Genomic DNA, 17,400 nt, shown 5'->3' on the forward strand with positions numbered 1-17,400 from the left:
CTGGAGGAGTAGGAGCCACAGGGGCAACAGGAGCAACAGGAGCCACGGGAGCAACAGGAGCCACGGGAGCCACGGAAGCATCGTACCTCCAGGGTTCGTTGTTCATACTCCGGGGAGCGCAGCGATTACGATTTCGCAAACAGGCACGTACCTCATCACGTATGAAGTATTTCCACAACAAGGTACGTCAGCATTCGCTTTATTCGCTGGAGCGGCTCAAATAGCTGGTTCCAATTATGGCAGTAGATCTGGTAACCAAACGTATAGCGGACAAGTTATCGTGACATTACCTGCTGGTACCGTTCTTACTTTACGTAATATCGACGGGGCGACTACACTGAATAATACGATAAGCAGTCCAGGGGCTGCAGCTGTCCTAAGTGCATCCATCGTGATTGAACAGCTGGTATAAAATCAGGCCTTAGAAAAAAATTCTATTCTTTTTGAGGAACTGGAGACAGTTCCCTTTTTTTACATAGGAGAAAATTGTTTGGTGGTTACCCAGAGGTACAGTACATGAAAAGCAGGAGGGTTGGAAAAGCTATGAACGCATTCATTGATTGAAAAACCTTAATAGGAGGGATAAATATGAAACTTCAAAATAAAGTAGCCGTGGTAACAGGTGCAGCATCGGGTATGGGGAAAGCGATTGCGGAATTGTATGCTAAAGAAGGAGCCAAAGTCATTCTCGCAGACCTTGATATGGATGGTGCGAAAAAGGTCGCAGATGCCATCGAAAGTAATGGCGGAACGGCTAAAGCGATAAAAGTAAATGTCGGGGAACAAGCAGATATTGATCATATGATTGATACCGCTGTATCAGAATATGGCACATTAGATATCCTGGTCAATAACGCAGGAATTATGGATGGTTTCGAACCAGCGGGTGATATCGATGATGATAAATGGGATAGAATCTTTAACATCAACACAAAAGGTGTCATGCGTGCCACCCGTAAGGCCTTGCCGATTTTCTTGGAAAAAGGACAAGGTGTCATCGTCAATACGGCTTCTACCGGTGGACTGAACGGAGCGCATGCCGGCGCTGCATATACGGCTTCAAAGCATGCAGTGGTCGGATTTACAAAAAATACAGGCTTTATGTATGCCAATAAAGGGATTCGCTGTAATGCCATCGCTCCCGGAGCTGTCATGACCAATATTACGGCCGGCATGAAAAATCTGAATGAATTTGGTTCAAGCCGTACGAAGATCCCACAATCTGTCATCCCTCGTGCAGGTCAATCTGAAGAAATTGCAAAAGTGGCCCTATTCCTGGGTTCAGACGACTCAAGCTTCGTAAATGGCACAGTCATAACCGCAGATGCAGGCTGGACCGCAGCATTTTAGTTAAGGTTATAATGATCATACAAAGAAGGCCGCCAATTAGCGGCCTTCTTAAGGTACTAAAGTTCATATAGAAAACATCCGGTGGTGACAAGTTATTTATTTAAAGGTAACCAGCCAATTAAGCGTGTTGTCACCAAAATCGGTTAGCGTATAAACAAACTTTTGTTTTTGCCACTTTGCAAGGCTGCCTGTATCGTTTGCATCGATATGCAATTGCCCATATTTCTTAGGAACAGGCATCATATGCGTTTCCAAAAATTCTACAGTTTCCTTCGCTGTCGCTAAGCTTTCTTCTGACTTTTCTGTTGTGGAACGGGCTATAATGGCCCAGCGTCCTTCATTCCAACTTGTAAATAATGAACCTGCTCCTGCATCCTGATACCCCGTTATGCCATGCCCTAAATCAACAGCTTCACCATCTGTGAAAACGGTTTGATCTATTTCCTCACTTGCTGCTTTTTCCGTTTCATATTGAGTCATGACCAACTTGCCAACTAATTGCCCGGTTTCTTTTATCTTTGGATCGTTAATCTCTAGTTGTTTATCTGTGTTATAAAATGTAAAAGTCGCTTTATTCTGAGTTGAAGACGCGATAGCCGTTAAATGTTTTCCTTTGGTCACAGGGAAATCTGTTGGTAGCTTAATGCCCCAGTCACTTGGAATGATACTTTGGAAATCTGCTTTTTCAGCTTTGCTATCACTTGCTACATTCGTATTCGGTTTATCCGCTTCTTTTGTTTCTGTCTTTACCTCTTCCGTTTGCTCCTTATCTGTTTCAACATCTACCGTTTGTTCAGGATTTTGCGTTTGTACCGCCTCTTTCTCTTCATTTCCGCAAGCAGTCATCATCACCATCATGAAGGTTAAAAAGAATAGATATTTCAGCGTAATCCCTCTTTTCTTTTTTTGTTATCTTCCCTAACTATATTTATGATAAAAATTTCAATTGTTCAGGGGGAGCCGTCTCCAACTAACCGGTTTGATAGCCGTCAAAACTCAAACTAATAAAAATAAACGTTCAGTGTTAATGTCTGAAATCCAAAATGAAAAGCAGTTGTAACTGGTGAACAGCAGCAAGAGAGGGTTAGCTGATCCACATAGTTCGATGATTGGAAATGAAAACTATTTGTTTTTCTTTCCGTCTTTTGATGTATATGGACATTTTATCAAAGGCTTAAATGCTGCGATCGATACAACCAATTAACCGTTTTTCAATATCCAGGGCGAATGCTTTCATATCATCATTCTGAAGCATTTCAATCAAGGATGAAGGTTTTGGCATTCCCACTTTTATGACATGATTATCTTCATAAACCACGATTTTGCATGGCAAGAAATACCCAGCTAGCAGATTTTTCGAAAGGATATGTTGAGCTTCTTTCGGATTACATACTTCTAACACCGTATATGGAGTATTAAACTCCATGCCTTTTTCCTGAAGCTTTGCCGTTAAATTAAAATTCCACAATACTCCGAACCCTTCACTTTTTAAATTTTTCTCTAATGAGGCAATGGTTTGTTCTAAGCTTTTCTCTGTTGAAACCGTATAATCGAACATCATTCACTCTCCGTTTCTTAATGAAAAAATAGTAGTTTTAGAATGGTACATTCATTTATGGTATTCCCTATAGCGAAAATCATAAACGGAGAAATAGTCAGCTCCATTTAACTATTCATGAGGGGAATCTATGATTGTTGCTCTTTCTTCTAATGTTAAAGGATTGACACTCCTGTCAAGAATTCATCTTCACCAAACCGTCTCCCAGGCATTAAATAACAGGGAGATGCCTAATTGAAAAAAGGTTTGACACAGTGGGACAATCCGACTATACTAGCTAGTAATTATAAAACACAGTAAACAAATAAGAATAATTAGCTGATTGGAAAACCAAAGGCATCGTCTCATATTATTATATGGGCGATTTGCGTTTGGTTTTTTTTATTTTAAAAGGGGGATATAGGCATGGAGGTTTTTTGGTTTTTACCGACGGCGGGAGAAGGCAGGTATTTGGGTACGGAGCATGGTAAGCGTGAGGTCACGTTTGATTATATTGAGCAGGTGGCAAAGGCTGTCGACACGCTCGGATTTGACGGTGCACTGCTGCCTACGGGGGTTGCTTGTGAAGATTCATGGGTGATCGCGTCGAGTCTTGTCCCATTGACGAAACGGATGAAATTCCTGGTTGCGGTCCGCCCCGGATTCGTCGCTCCGCCCGTTGCTGCGCGGATGGCGGCAACTCTTAATAAAATTTCGGGAGGACGCCTCCTGCTGAATATCGTACAGGGTGGGGACCCCAAGGAATTGGCAGGGGACGGTCTCCATTTGACTCATGATGAACGCTATGAAATGAGCGGCGAGTTTTTATCTATATGGAATCAATTATTTAAGCAGGAATCCGTAACCTTTAAAGGGAATTATTTTAATATTGAGAATAGTCAACTCCATCCTTCCACTCCAAAGCAATCTCCGGCCTTATACATTGGCGGGACATCAGCTTCTGCTTATGAAGTGGCGGCGAAGCATGTCGATCATTATCTGACATGGGGTGAACCGGTCGATGTGGTCAAAACAAGAATCGACACGGTAAGGGAGTTGGCGAAACAACAAGGGCGAGAGGTGAAGTTTGGCATAAGGCTTCATGTGATCGTCAGGGAGACGGAGGAGGAAGCGTGGGCCGCAGCGGATGAACTAATCAAGTATGTAGATCAACATACAATTGATGAAATGAGAAAGAAGATGGCTGGCTTCGATTCCAATGCGCAGAACAGGATGAGCGATATCTCGTACAAAAACAGGGATTCGCTTGAAATCAGTCCTGGACTTTGGGCAGGAATCGGTTTGGCCCGGGAAGGGGCAGGAACGGCTTTGGTGGGAAATCCCGACCAAGTGGCTAGCAATATGAAAAAGTACCAGGAAGCGGGTGTAGACACTTTCATTCTATCTGGTTATCCACACCTGGAAGAATCATATAGGGTTGCGGAATTGCTTTTTCCAAAATTAAAGGATTGAAAAGAGAAGAAAGATAGGGGGGAATCACATGAAAAGAAAGTTTTCGGTTTTATTTATATGTATGATGATGGCGGTCCTTGTCATCGGATGTTCTTCGAAAAGCTCTACAGACGACGGCGGGAAAACGACAATCAGCTTCATCCACTGGCGTGGGGAAGACAACAAGGCCTTCAAGGAGCAAATTTCTAAATTCGAAAAAGAAAACCCGGATATCAAAGTCAATATGACGGTATACCCGTCCGAGGAATACCAATCTACTGCCCAGACCATCCTGAAGGACGGCTCGACAGGGGATGTCTTCACGGCGTTCCCGGGATCGCAATTTGAGATTCTGAAGAAAGCCGATCTATTCACGGATCTTAGCGGTGAAGAGTTTGTTGGGAAATTCAATGAAAGTCTGATTGAAGCCGGACAGGATGACGGGAAGCAATTGGCGCTTCCGCTTCAGCTTGTCTTCAACCAGCCCGTTTACAATGTCGGCCTTTTTGAAAAATTGGGACTAGAACCTGCCAAGGACTGGGATGGCTTCCTTGCCCTATGCGAAAAGTTGAAAAAGGCGGGCTACCTGCCCATCGCTTTCCCAGGAGCCGATATTGGCCCAGGTCAGCTGATCAACTCGATGGTCATGAACAATGCTCCGGACGAAGAAGTTTTCACAAAATTAGTTAATGGCGAGAATGAGCTGACTGAAGAATGGTGGGTCAAAACCCTGTCGCAATTTAAGGAGCTAGTTGATAAAGGATACATTTCAAAAGACTCCTTAAGCGTGAAGCATGACGGTGCCATTGCCTTGGTGGCACAGGAAAAAGCGGCGATGCTGGGGACTGGGTCCTTCGCGATGGCGAACATCCAGGCACTCAATCCGGATATCAAGCTGAAGATGCTGGCACCGATTACGGTTTCAGAGGATGAGGCAAAATTCGAAGGCGTCCATACGACAACCTTCATGCTGGCGGTGAACAGCAAATCGAAGAAACAAGAAGCAGCCAAGAAGTTCATCGACTTCTTAACAGAGCCTGAAAACGCGTCGGCCTATGCCAATGAAACGGGCCAGCTTTTAACACTGAACGATGTCGAGTATGAGTCCGATATTCTGAAGGATTCAACAGAATGGATGGATAAAAATACAAGATTCCAGCCAAGATATACCATCACCAACGCGAACGTGGAAAAAGCCGTCCTGTCTTCCATCCAGGCAGTCATCGGCGGCACGGAACCGGATAAAGCGGCAAGTGACGCCCAGAAAATCGTCAAACAAAATATCGATGAATGAAAAGCGTACGGAGGGAGAAGATCTTTCTCTCTCTCTTTCTTTTGTCTGTTAGGGGAGGTTGTGCATCGTGCTGAAGAAGAATAAACGATTGTTCCTGTTTATTGCACCAGGTTTACTTATGTATCTCATCTTTTTCATCTATCCTACGCTTAGCGCGCTTTTCTATTCCTTCACAAACTGGGATGGCATCACACCCGATTATCAGTTCGTCGGGTTCGATAACTATGTGAAGCTAGTGACCGAGGACAGCATTTTTGCGAAGGCCTTTACGAATAACATCAAGTTCATGCTGTTCGTCGTGATTTTCCAGACGATCCTGTCGCTGCTGTTCGCCTTATTTTTGATCAAAAACACGAAGGTCAATGTGTTTCTCCGGGCGTTATACTTTTTCCCGACGATCCTTTCCTCGGTATCGGTCGCGTTCATCTGGACCTTCATTTATGACCCGAACATGGGGTTATTATCAAGCCTGCTTTCTGGCCTGAACCTCGAGTCTCTTTCACAGAATTGGCTGGGAGATGAGGATATCGCCATCTTCTCGATTGCAGCCGTTCAAGTTTGGTTCCATACGGGGCAGATGCTGATCATCTTCGTCGCCGGACTTCAGGCGATTCCAAGCGAATTGTATGAGGTGGCAAAAATTGAAGGGGCCAACCGCTGGCAGACGTTCCTTACTGTCACCTGGCCGCTTGTCGCACCGGCAGCGACCATCGTCATTGCCTATACGACGATTCAGTCGTTCAAGGCGTTCGACTTGATCTTCGCGATGACCAAAGGGGGGCCAAACTACTCGACGGAAATTCTGGCAACCTTCATCTATACCACGGCGTTTCGTAGCTTCAAGTTCGGTTACGCTTCAGCTGAATCGGTCCTGTTCATGATTCTGATGGCAGTTATTACATATATACAATTCAAAGCCTTACGGGCCGATCGAGTAAACTATTAGGGGGGAGACCGCAGCTATGAAACTTTCAAAAACGGTACTGATGCTTCTCTATGCGTCATTGATCATCATTCCGATCCTGACGATCTTCCTGTCGACGTTCAAGCCAATGTCTGAAATGTACAGCAATGTGCTGGGGTTGCCGGAATCCTTTCAGTTCGATAATTATGTCAATGTGTTCATCGACCAGTCGATGGGAACCTACTTTAAGAACAGCTTGACCGTCACGTTGGTATCCGTCATCCTGACCTTGTTTTTTGCCAGCCTGATTGCCTTTTCAATTGTGAGGATGGGTGGCTGGGCCGGTGGACTATTGTTCAGTTTCTTCGCACTCGGAATGATGGTACCCGCCCAAACGAACATGATTCCGCTTTATCAGCTCATGTATGATTTAGGATTGACGAACAGCCTTGTCGGGTTGATGATTGTCAATATAGCGGTGACGATGCCAGTCGGGGTGTTCATCCTGACCGGATTCATGAAGTCCCTGCCGAAGACGATATTCGAGGCAGCCATCATGGACGGTGCTGGCAACTGGCAGATGTATACCCGCATTGTCTTGCCACTATCCCTGCCGTCCTTATCGGCAACGGCGATCTTCCTGTTCGTGATGCACTGGAACGATCTCTTATATCCGCTTCTGTTCATCACACAAGACGAGTTCAAGACCCTGCCGCTTGCCTTACTGGAATTCCAGGGTGAATACATGACGAATTATCCGCTTCTGTTTACGGGAGTCATCATTGCTTCAGCGCCAATGGTCATTATCTATGTATTTTTGCAAAAGTACTTCATCGCCGGCATGACGGCCGGAGCGGTGAAAGGCTAATAAATAGGAAGAGGTGTCGGTTATGGAACGAGTTACACTGCAAGAAGGATTGTCTTTTTCAAGGATCGTCCACGGGCACTGGAGGGCGGCGGACTGGAATAAGTCCACACAGGAATTCTTAACTCTGACCGAGCAATGTCTCGAGTTGGGAATCACTACCTTCGATAACGCGAATATTTACGGTGATTACACATGCGAAGGGCTTTTCGGCAAGGTGCTGAAAGTGAAACCCGACCTTCGGGACCGAATGGAAATCGTGACGAAGTGCGGCATTAAGCTCGCCAATGGCAAAAATGGCTTCTCGCTCAATCACTATGATTCAAGCAAGGAGCATATCATCGAATCGGCCGAGCGATCCTTAAAGGAACTGAACACGGACTATATTGATGTCCTCTTGTTGCACCGCCCGGATGTGCTCCTTGATCCCGATGAAGTAGCGGAAGCCTTTACACTTTTGAAAAAACAAGGGAAAGTCAGGCATTTTGGCGTATCCAACTATCTTCCATCACAAGTGAACATGCTTCAGGCATCCTTGGACATGCCGCTTGTGACGAACCAGGTAGAGCTTTCCGTCATGTACCGAGACAACTTCGAGAATGGCGTACTGGACCAGTGCATCGAGAAGAAGATGCCGCCAATGGCCTGGTCGCCGCTCAATCAGGGACTTATCTTCACCAGTGAAACGGAAAAGGCAATCCGGGTGCGAGACGCGCTGAAGAAAACCGCGGCTGAGATCGGGGCGAACGATATTGACGAAGTCATGTACGCATGGTTGATGAAGCATCCGGCTGGTATCATGCCAATCGTGGGATCCGGACGGATTGAACGCATTCAATCAGCGGTTAATAGCCTATCGCTTAAGCTCGACAGGCAGCAATGGTATGAAATCTGGGTCAGCTCTCGTGGCCGGGATGTGGATTGATGCAAAAAAAAGGCAGGCGCCTCTATCGGTGCCTGCCTTTTTATTATGGTTAAAATCTGGTCATCAAGAACCAAGTGCCGATAGCCACAACGACAATGGCTAGTAATAATAACCCGTAGCCGAGTGGAGCGGATTTAAACTGTTTAAGATTTCCTTTATATAAAGATATCTGGTTGATCGTTCCAGCCGGGTCACACTTGATGAATAAGGTTCTGGCCTCTTCCGATTCTTTCATATAGTATCTCAAATACTTCTTATCATCCGTCAACGTAACCTCTATGTCTTTGTAACCCAACGATTCTAGAAAAGAAAGGAGATACTGCTTATTATAAGGCTTGTTTTTAAATTCTTTCACGATTATTTCGCGTCTGTTCATGCTCACTCTTCTCCTATCTAGCTCAATCAAAATACGTATTGAATATATACCCAAGAATAATAGTAAAACTCTTGTTGCCGTTTTTCCATACTTTTTGCAAGAAGTTTGAAATTTTGAGTGTGAAGGTACAAAGAAGTCAGGCAGGAGTGGGGGAATGGTCTTGGTTTCGAGGAGGGACTAACATCCTGAAAAATTCCGTTGACAATCAGTTTTAGTGTATGTTAACTTTAGTACATTAGTAAACTAAAGCATAGAGAACAACAATCAGCCAAAGGTGGTTTTTCTGAAATGAAACGTTCAACTATATTCATATTAACGATAATCGCAATGTTTTCACTTCTTGCAGCCTGTTCCTCCAATGATGGGGAAAAAGAAGACAAGCTAGTGATTGGAATCGATGATAAATTTGCCCCGATGGGATTCCGTGACGAGGATAATGAAATTACTGGTTTTGACATCGATTATGCCAAAGCCGCCACTGAAAAAATGGGTGTAGAAGCTGAATTTCAACCAATTGACTGGAAAACGAAAGAATCCGAGTTAAGTAGTGGACGGATCGACCTTATCTGGAACGGGTACACCATTACGGATGAGCGTAAGGAAAAGGTCCTTTTCACAAAACCTTACTTGGAAAATGCACAGGTGGTCGTGACGCTTGAAGATTCCAAGTTGACTAAGCTTGATGATTTAGCAGGTAAAGTCGTCGGTCTTCAATCGCTTTCTTCCGCATCAGATGCATTGAATGCTAATCCGATTAAATCCGAGGTCAAGACGATCACGGAATACTCCGATAACGTCTTGGCCCTAAGTGACCTGAAGGCTGGCCGTTTGGATGCCGTAGTCATTGATGAAGTGGTCATTGATTATTATATGTCCAAAGAAGAAGCTACATTCAAGGTACTGGATGAATCACTTTCTCCGGAGCAATATGGAGTAGGCGTGAAAAAAGGAAAGGAAGATCTTCTGAAAGACCTTCAAAAAGCACTGGATGAAATGAATGAAGATGGCACAGCCGCTAAAATCTCTGAGAAATGGTTTGGCGAAAATAAGGTATTAAAATAAGAACGAACAAATATTAGGCAAACAGGATTTCCTTTTGGGAACCCTGTTTTGTTTTTGGGGGAATCGATTCATGTCTATAGATTATCTTACTTCCATACTGAAGCCCATGCTAGAAGGGGCCCAAATAACGGTCCTCTTGTTTTTGATTGCCATTGTCGTTTCCATTCCACTGGGCTTCCTGCTAACCCTTCTTGTCAGGAGTAAATTCAAGCCTGTCGCTTGGCTTGCTGAGGGTTACATCTACTTGATGCGCGGTACGCCGCTTTTGCTACAATTGTTATTTATCTGCTTTGGATTGCCGATGCTGCCCGTAATTGGTGAATACATGGTGTTGGATCGTTTCGTTGCAGCTTGTTTAGGTTTTATCTTGAACTATGCAGCTTATTACGCCGAAATCTTCCGCGGCGGTCTGTTGGCAGTTGAAAAAGGTCAATATGAAGCCGCCCAAGTGCTTGGATTGAATAAATGGCAAACGATGAGAAAAATCATCCTGCCGCAAATGTTCCGTGTCGCACTTCCTGCGGTCTCGAATGAATCGGTCACACTGGTCAAAGATACCGCGTTGCTCTATGCCGTGGCTGTACCGGAATTGCTACACTTTGCCCAGACTGCGGTGAACCGTGACTTTACGATCGTTCCGTTCTTCTTGGCAGGAATCATTTATCTGTTGATTACACTCGTATTAACGATGTTCTTTAAATGGCTCGAAAAACGATACAAAATCGAATAGAAGGAGTGGTGAATGTGGCTATCCTTGAAGTGTCCAACCTCAAAAAGTCATATGGTAAGCTAGATGTACTAAAACGGATAACATTGGATGTGAATAAGAACGATGTAGTCGCCGTGATCGGTCCTTCGGGATCCGGGAAAAGCACGATGCTCCGCAGCCTCGTCCATCTTGAAGAAATAAATGGTGGCAGCATTGCTGTCTCCGGCGAATATATGGTGAAGGATGGGGTTTACTCGAATCCGAAAGAACTCAAGCAAATCACCTCCAAAATGGGGATGGTGTTCCAGCATTTCAACCTTTTCCCGCACTTAACGGTCAAAGAAAATCTTGAAATCGCTCCAAAAATGGCCAAAAAGGAATCTTATGACGTCATCCAGCAACGAAGCACCGAGTTATTGGGGAAAGTGGGGCTCTCGAATCGATCATCGGCACTTCCGGCCCAGCTTTCCGGTGGTCAAAAACAAAGGGTAGCGATTGCCCGGGCTCTGATGATGAATCCTGAAATCCTGCTGTTCGACGAACCGACTTCCGCCTTGGATCCGGAATTGACAGGCGAAGTGTTGAAAGTAATGAAGGACCTGGCTGAAGAGCACATGACGATGGTCGTCGTCACACATGAAATGGAATTCGCCAAAGAAGTGGCCAATCGGGTCATCTTCATGGACAATGGGGAAATCATCGAATCCGGACACCCGGACGACGTCTTGACGAACCCACAGCATGACCGGACGAAAGCCTTCCTGAAACGCAGTTTTAAATAATTCATAGTATCGATCAGGGGCGTTTCCAATGGGGAGCGCCTTTTTCATGAACAATTTGTCCATCTTTCACATGCGATTATGCAGGATTTCTTATTTTTGAGTCGAATGAAACACGGGACAAACATAATAAGGAGCTTTTGCCGATGATCAAAGGGTTATTTGAAGCACATTTACCCGTTCGAGATTTAAATCGTTCCATTGAATTTTATGAAGGACTTGGGTTGGAGTTCGACCATAGAGTCGAAGATAGCTTGGCTTTCTTATGGATCGAAAAGGATAAAAGCTGGTTGGGATTATGGGAAACCGAGAAGGTGGAAGTGGAGTATCATCCTTCCATAAGGCATATCGCTTTTGAGGTATCCTTAGATGGATTAAAAGGATCGGTTGCTTGGCTGAAGAATAAGGGATACGAGCCAAGGGAGGCTTTTGGGTTTGAACCCATCGAACCTTTTGTGATGCCTCATAAAGATTATGCTCATGCCAAAATCCATTTCAATGATCCGGATGGAAACAGCCTGGAGTTTATTTGTAAGATAGGCAATCCCCAAGGAATTATGAAGCGAATGTACCTAAGTGAATGGGAACGGCTAAATTTGAAATAGAAGTACCCCATTCTTTAGTGACGGAAATCATTTTTTGCACATTTCTACATTTTATCTTCCCATCTCGGACTTTTATCTTCGGTTTCTACGATTTATCTACGCAAACCGAACTTTTATCTGTGGATATCGGCAATATATCGATTTTTCGACAAAAAACGATCAACCAGAAGTGTCCTCATATAAGGAGCAGTCCAAACAAAAGGTCATATCAACGACAATGGTATCCAACTGTCGTTGACATGACCTTTCCTTATCCATTATTTCTTTCCTCCACTATCATCCTCAATCCACTCTTTGGTCTGAGTGTAAGCAAGGGCAGGGGTTTTACTTCATGATGGTCAGGTGCGAGCTTGATACGATATTGTTGGGCAATGCAGGCTAGGACCAGCACTGCTTCCATCAACGCAAAGTGATTGCCGATGCACACCCTCGGGCCACCACCAAATGGAAAGTAAGCGAATGGAGGGATGGTTTTCAAATAGTTGTTTTCAAACCGCTCAGGAATAAAAGAATCGGGTTGATCGAAATACTCTGGATTATGATGCATGACATAGGAACTTAACAAAAACATCTCGCCTTTTTTAAAATGGTAGTTTCCGATGGACACATCTTCTGCAACTTTCCGTGATATGACGTAGAGTGGTGGATAGATGCGAAGCGATTCCCAGATAATATTCTGAGTGTATGTTAATTTCATGAAATCATCAGGAGTGGGGGTGCGGTTTCCGATTACGGTATCTATTTCATGGAAAAGCTTAGCTTCCACTTCAGGATTCTGCGATAGTAAGTAGAGTGTCCAGGAAAGTAAGGTAGCGGTCGTATCGTGACCGGCAAGGAAAATCGTCATTACTTCATCGCGTACTTGCCGATCTGACATCCCTAAACCATCCACTTCATCTCGGGCTTCCATCAGGATTCCCAACATATCTTCATGACTCTTTGCATCTTCTCTACGTCCTTCAATTATGCTATATATCACGGTATCCAGTCGTTCGAGCACCTTTTTATATTCCCGGTTGCTTTTTGTTGGAATCCATAGAGGCAATTGAAAGAGATTCCTCATTCTTTTGACAGCAACCTTCATCACTTCATCTATCGGCTCCCCAATCAGGTTATATCCATCTTTGAGTTCCGTGCTGAACATGGTCTTGCTGACTATACCAAGAGCAAGGCTCATCGTGTCCTCGGTGATTATTCTTTCTTCCCCGTTTTTCCAGGTTGAGATATATTCCTTGGTTATATCAATCATATCTTGTGCGTAATTGCTAATATGGGTCTTTTTGAAAGATGGTTGAATAAGCCTTCTCTGGCGCATGTGAAAATCTTTATCACTCGTAATGAGCCCTTCTCCAATGAGCGGCTTTAAGCTATCGAAGTCTTTTGATTTCAAAAACGACTTTTGTTTGGTTACAAGGATTTGTTTAATTAAATCCGGATCTGAAATGAGGTAAACGTTTTGGAAAGGCCCCAACCGAAGTTTTGCAACGTCCCCATATTCTTTAGCTAGCCGTGTAAGAAAACCAATTGTGTCTGATTGAAACTCCTTTGTATGACCAGTTATTATTTTCCCTTTTGGGCCAGTGGGAGAATCATGAGCATCTTTATCCAACAATGATTTGTTTCATTCCTTTCTATATAAGTAGTTATAATCATTCTATGTGGATTGCGCATATTGGTTTGGACAAGTATGCGAGAGGGCTAGCATTTTTTACATATTAATAGGAGGAAAAACCGTTAAAAATCGCGATTATAGACTCTCCATTCCTTTTTTAAAACTATAATTGTTTAATTTTGGAAAAAGTAGGGTAAAAATACTGGAACTTGAAATGGAATGAGTGCATCCATTTTCCTAACGGGAGCTATAAATAGCATACTTATCCCTATTTATCTCTCGGACTATATTCCTTATAATAAGAAAATATGAAAAATATGACAAATGGTAAAACAGATACCAAATGATGAGGTGATCCTTTTGGGACTTGTAGATGTAATAAGCGATTATAGCTCGTCCTTTTCTAGTGGAATAGCTAATTTAGAGGAGCAAATTAGCCGATTGAAGCTGGCGAAAACACAAATCAACAATGAACAGGAAGCAAGTCTTATAGAAATCAAAGAAATAAAAAAACCGGAGTTAGGAAAAAGTTGGACTGGTAATCGTGCAACGGATTTTAACGAGTCAAGAAGTGGTGCATATAAGGTCATGCTGACAATCGTTCAGGATGAGTATGATGATTATCAAGCGAAAATTGAACAGAAAATCACCTTCCTGGAGATTCAAAAAGCTGCGATGGCGGCCGCCGAAAAAGCTGCCCGTGAAGCGAGCGAACTGTTGAGTAAAGGGGAAGAATTCCTTGACCAAGTGGAAAGTAAAGTATCGGATTTAAAGAAGTGGGTGTTTTAAATGACGACAATTAAACTGAATCATGCAGTCGTGACAAAACAAGTAAGCCAGGTAAAAACGGCCGTGGATGGGACGACAATCGGAGCACTGCCGGCCGATCAGCTCGGCAATAACGATCTGAGCTTCACATCGAAATGGGAAGAACGGGAGAGCAATCTGGAAAAGACCTTCAATCAATACCTGACGATCGTCAAAAAGAATCTGGAAGACACCCGGGCGAACGTGGATTTACTGAAAGAGCAGGATGAGGCCATCACCCATACTGTACAGGGGTATCAGCCATTATGACAATCTTCGAAGCCAAACCTCTGAAGTCAGCAGTCAAGTCACGGGCCAAGCAATATGAAGACCTATTGGGGCAAGTAGAGACACTGAAAAAGGAATTTCAGGGAATCGTCGATTTGGATGAAGAGCTGGCCGGAGCCGGGGCGACGGCCATCAAGAACTTTTATCGAGCACAAGTAGAGGTGGCCAATGCCTGGATCGAATTATTCACGACCCAAATCAGCTTTCTGAAAGGGATTCCGGCCATATTGGAAGACGCCGACCTATCCGGTGAAACCGTGGTCGAGGTGCCGTTTTTAGAGGGGGAAGTGACCCACGGTCTCTCCAACGCCAAATCGATGGTGAACCAGCAGTCCACCGATCTCCAAAAGATATTCCAGAACATTGATGATATCCTCTCACTACAGGTGTTCGACCAAGGCGATTTCCATGAGAAAATGGAAAAGGCCGAAAAAGAAAAGAACGATACCATCAAGAAAGTGCACGAAGTAGATAATAAATTAGTAGAAGAATACCAAGTGACCGAAGCCCAGGAAAGTGTAGCCATTAGCCTTTTCCAGGCCTTACTTGAAGCCACCAGTCAGGATGGCACCGTTTCCCCGATGAACTTCAACCAAAGTGCCTTTCAAGCGAGTCAAGCTTATCAAGTGAAGGATGAAGTGGCCGAGAATATGCAAGGATACCGGGACTTCAAGAAGCAAGAAGAGGAAGCGCGGAAACTCGAACAGGAAATGGAAGAACTCGAGAACCGCCCATGGTATGAAAAAGCCTGGGACACGACAAAAACCTTTACAGGGGAAATCACGGGGTATTATGATTCAGTAAGAGCGACAACGGGAGTCGATCCCGTAACAGGCCGTAAACTTTCCGAAGCTGAACGAATCGCCGCGGGCGCGATGGCCGCGGCCGGATTCATCCCCATTGTCGGCTGGGCTGGGCGTGCGATCAAGGGTGGAAGTGCCGTCTACAAAACGGTGAAGGGACTCAACGCTGCAGACCATGCATTGGATGCCTATAAATCAAGTAAAGGGCTGGATGTCCTCAAGCAAACCGAATACGGTCTATACGGATTAACAACCGCCAACGGACTCAGCGAAGCCGTCACCGGCAAAGATATGTTTGGAAACGAACTCACGGATGAACAGCGCCAAAACAGCCTGATGAACGCCCTTGGTATCGCCGGAGTTGCGGGGGCAGCCAAGGTCGCAGACAAAATGGCAAGCGGAACAAAACTCATCCCCTACAGCAAGGAATTTGTGCAAAATCAAGTCCAGAAAGCCCAAGACTCGATCAAGGATATGGGCAAGGCCATCGGGAAAGTGGAAGTGCCAACTGGAGTTAAGGTTAGGACAGTCGCGGATACAACTGGAAATACTTACAAAAATATCTCGGTTGATAAGACGACGATAAAGGATCTTGCGCAGAAGATAACGGCGAAGGGTGAAGGTAGTAAGGGTACGGGTAATATTGGTAAGATAACTGAAATAAAAGAGAAGGATCTTGGGAAGCAAATTATCAAAGGGAAAAATGGAAGGAAAGAACTTGCGCCCAACGTACGCTATGTTACAGAGGATGGTTATAAATATACAACAGATGAAATTGGTAGAATAGTAGATGTTGAGGCAGAAGGATTGATACTTCAAAAAGGTACACGAAATCCGGGAATGCAAGTGGCAGCAGGCCGGGAAGATAGGTTAATGGATGATGATGGTGGGCACTTGATTGGAACCCAATTTCATGGCTCTGGGGATATTGACAATTTAGTAGCTCAAAATAGACAAATTAATCGCTCGGGTGGAGAGTGGTATAAAATGGAGAATGAGTGGGCAACTGCTTTGAAAGAAATTCCACCGAAAAAAGTATCTGTAAAAATTGAGCCAATTTATTCAGGAGAGTCACTAAGACCAAGTTACTTTGAGATATTATATGAAATTGAAGGAAAAGGGATATTTGAGAAAACGATTAGAAATAGTGCTGGGAGTTGATTGAAAGTGGAAAAAGAAATGAATAAATTATATAGAGAAATAGCAGAAACAGTTAATGAAATGATTCCAGAAGAATGGGATAAATTTTATTTTTATTCACAGATATCAGAAACCGGTGGAGGAACTTATTTTTTTTATAATACTCCTGAAAATAAAGAATTTTTTAATTATAGTGTGGAAATTCCATTTAACTATTCTATTGATAAAGAAGAATTCAAAAAGAATAAACGAAAGCTGTTTGAGTTGTGCGATGAACTAAGGAATATCTTTAAAAATAATCAGCAAGAGCTTTGGTACTCTTTTACAATGTCTCTTGAGAATAGTGGGAAATTTAAAATGCATTATGATTATACAAATTGGTTCGATACTGAATATAGTTTTAGTGACCAAATGATTATTTGGAAAAATAAATACTTAGATGAGGTGCCAAATGATGAAAATTATAAAGCATTAATCGAGAAGTACCATAATGAATTTCCAGATAATCCGATTTAATTAGAGAAGGATAGTAATACATCAGGAAGAGAAATGGCGGAATTCAAAAAAGAAATTAATTGCAAGAAAATTAGCTTGAGATGATGAAATGCTTATAAGTTCTACTATCGATTCAAACGGGGCTGTCTAATAAGTCCCTAAAATAAAACAGGTGGAGAAAAACGAGTTGTTTTTCTCCACCTGTTTTTCTATTTTTATAATAATTTACTGAAAGTAGCTGACGTAACCCAGCTATCTTCAGTAAATTATGTGCCATGGCTACGATGCCAAACTCCGTTTGGACTTTCGCTAAGCCCCGAAGCGAAAAGCGACGGAACGACCTATTGCCCTTGATATGACCAAAAACACTCTCTACCTCGATTTTTCGTCGAGCGTA

At 43.7% G+C, this 17,400-nt stretch carries 20 protein-coding genes; 15 read left to right on the plus strand and 5 right to left on the minus strand.

The window, feature by feature from the left end:
- Window positions 1-280: 280 nt before the first annotated feature.
- Both ACQKL6_RS11850 and ACQKL6_RS11855 read left to right on the plus strand, forming a co-directional pair.
- On the plus strand, window positions 281-412 hold the full coding sequence (locus ACQKL6_RS11850; RefSeq protein ID WP_427651150.1) for a hypothetical protein: 132 nt from the start codon (window positions 281-283) through the stop codon (window positions 410-412).
- A gap of 176 nt (window positions 413-588) precedes the next feature.
- Window positions 589-1,350, plus strand: a complete 762-nt coding sequence (locus ACQKL6_RS11855; RefSeq protein ID WP_402874229.1) for an SDR family oxidoreductase — start codon at window positions 589-591, stop codon at window positions 1,348-1,350.
- A gap of 96 nt (window positions 1,351-1,446) precedes the next feature.
- Here ACQKL6_RS11855 and ACQKL6_RS11860 read toward each other — a convergent pair whose 3' ends face one another.
- Together ACQKL6_RS11860 and ACQKL6_RS11865 are read right to left on the minus strand one after the other, a co-directional pair.
- A complete protein-coding gene (locus ACQKL6_RS11860) occupies window positions 1,447-2,208 on the minus strand; it encodes a hypothetical protein (protein ID WP_427651151.1) in 762 nt (253 codons plus the stop codon).
- A gap of 316 nt (window positions 2,209-2,524) precedes the next feature.
- A complete protein-coding gene (locus ACQKL6_RS11865; protein ID WP_402957369.1) occupies window positions 2,525-2,908 on the minus strand; it encodes a DUF302 domain-containing protein in 384 nt (127 codons plus the stop codon).
- Window positions 2,909-3,313: 405 nt separating this feature from the next.
- Here ACQKL6_RS11865 and ssuD point away from each other — a divergent pair, with 405 nt between their 5' ends.
- The 5 genes from ssuD (at window position 3,314) to ACQKL6_RS11890 (ending at window position 8,327) form a co-directional block, all read left to right on the plus strand.
- Window positions 3,314-4,360, plus strand: coding sequence for an FMNH2-dependent alkanesulfonate monooxygenase (ssuD, locus tag ACQKL6_RS11870; RefSeq protein ID WP_402957371.1), 1,047 nt, complete (start codon window positions 3,314-3,316; stop codon window positions 4,358-4,360).
- Window positions 4,361-4,388: 28 nt separating this feature from the next.
- Window positions 4,389-5,633, plus strand: a complete 1,245-nt coding sequence (locus ACQKL6_RS11875; protein ID WP_402957373.1) for an ABC transporter substrate-binding protein — start codon at window positions 4,389-4,391, stop codon at window positions 5,631-5,633.
- Between the two features lie 70 nt (window positions 5,634-5,703).
- Complete coding sequence (locus tag ACQKL6_RS11880) at window positions 5,704-6,579, plus strand: carbohydrate ABC transporter permease (RefSeq protein ID WP_402987402.1); 876 nt, start codon at window positions 5,704-5,706, stop codon at window positions 6,577-6,579.
- Between the two features lie 190 nt (window positions 6,580-6,769).
- Window positions 6,770-7,405: a carbohydrate ABC transporter permease gene (locus tag ACQKL6_RS11885; protein WP_427651164.1), complete on the plus strand. Its 636-nt coding sequence runs from the start codon at window positions 6,770-6,772 to the stop codon at window positions 7,403-7,405.
- 22 nt (window positions 7,406-7,427) lie between these two features.
- Window positions 7,428-8,327, plus strand: a complete 900-nt coding sequence (locus tag ACQKL6_RS11890) for an aldo/keto reductase (protein ID WP_402957377.1) — start codon at window positions 7,428-7,430, stop codon at window positions 8,325-8,327.
- Window positions 8,328-8,376: 49 nt separating this feature from the next.
- On the opposite strand, the gene ACQKL6_RS11895 is transcribed toward ACQKL6_RS11890, so the two are convergent.
- Window positions 8,377-8,703, minus strand: coding sequence for a hypothetical protein (locus ACQKL6_RS11895; RefSeq protein WP_402874247.1), 327 nt, complete (start codon window positions 8,701-8,703; stop codon window positions 8,377-8,379).
- A 288-nt stretch (window positions 8,704-8,991) separates the two neighbouring features.
- Here ACQKL6_RS11895 and ACQKL6_RS11900 point away from each other — a divergent pair, with 288 nt between their 5' ends.
- From ACQKL6_RS11900 to ACQKL6_RS11915, 4 genes are all read left to right on the plus strand, one after another.
- Entirely contained in the window at window positions 8,992-9,765 is a 774-nt protein-coding gene (locus ACQKL6_RS11900; protein WP_427651152.1) for an amino acid ABC transporter substrate-binding protein, read from the plus strand.
- 70 nt (window positions 9,766-9,835) lie between these two features.
- Window positions 9,836-10,495, plus strand: coding sequence for an amino acid ABC transporter permease (locus ACQKL6_RS11905; protein ID WP_402874253.1), 660 nt, complete (start codon window positions 9,836-9,838; stop codon window positions 10,493-10,495).
- Window positions 10,496-10,509: 14 nt separating this feature from the next.
- Window positions 10,510-11,256, plus strand: a complete 747-nt coding sequence (locus ACQKL6_RS11910) for an amino acid ABC transporter ATP-binding protein (protein ID WP_402957679.1) — start codon at window positions 10,510-10,512, stop codon at window positions 11,254-11,256.
- 143 nt (window positions 11,257-11,399) lie between these two features.
- Window positions 11,400-11,858, plus strand: coding sequence for a VOC family protein (locus ACQKL6_RS11915; protein WP_402987074.1), 459 nt, complete (start codon window positions 11,400-11,402; stop codon window positions 11,856-11,858).
- 250 nt (window positions 11,859-12,108) lie between these two features.
- Here ACQKL6_RS11915 and ACQKL6_RS11920 read toward each other — a convergent pair whose 3' ends face one another.
- On the minus strand, window positions 12,109-13,467 hold the full coding sequence (locus ACQKL6_RS11920) for a cytochrome P450 (protein WP_427651153.1): 1,359 nt from the start codon (window positions 13,465-13,467) through the stop codon (window positions 12,109-12,111).
- Window positions 13,468-13,794: 327 nt separating this feature from the next.
- Between ACQKL6_RS11920 and ACQKL6_RS11925 the strand changes: the two genes are divergently transcribed.
- From ACQKL6_RS11925 to ACQKL6_RS11940, 4 genes are read left to right on the plus strand one after another with little or no spacing between them, the layout of a single operon-like run.
- Window positions 13,795-14,259 (plus strand): YwqH-like family protein, encoded by a 465-nt coding sequence (locus ACQKL6_RS11925; protein WP_427651154.1) that lies wholly within the window; start codon window positions 13,795-13,797, stop codon window positions 14,257-14,259.
- Entirely contained in the window at window positions 14,260-14,547 is a 288-nt protein-coding gene (locus tag ACQKL6_RS11930; protein WP_427651155.1) for a YwqI/YxiC family protein, read from the plus strand.
- Window positions 14,544-16,529, plus strand: a complete 1,986-nt coding sequence (locus tag ACQKL6_RS11935; protein ID WP_427590847.1) for a T7SS effector LXG polymorphic toxin — start codon at window positions 14,544-14,546, stop codon at window positions 16,527-16,529. The genes ACQKL6_RS11930 and ACQKL6_RS11935 overlap by 4 nt, the downstream gene beginning before the upstream one ends.
- 6 nt (window positions 16,530-16,535) lie before the next feature.
- A complete protein-coding gene (locus ACQKL6_RS11940; protein ID WP_402876146.1) occupies window positions 16,536-17,024 on the plus strand; it encodes an antitoxin YezG family protein in 489 nt (162 codons plus the stop codon).
- A 112-nt stretch (window positions 17,025-17,136) separates the two neighbouring features.
- On the opposite strand, the gene ACQKL6_RS11945 is transcribed toward ACQKL6_RS11940, so the two are convergent.
- On the minus strand, window positions 17,137-17,400 hold a 264-nt coding region (locus ACQKL6_RS11945; protein ID WP_427651156.1), incomplete at its 5' end, for a transposase.

It is taken from the genome of Peribacillus sp. NPDC097197 (genome assembly GCF_050278025.1).
In the GTDB taxonomy this organism is placed as follows: domain Bacteria; phylum Bacillota; class Bacilli; order Bacillales; family DSM-1321; genus Peribacillus.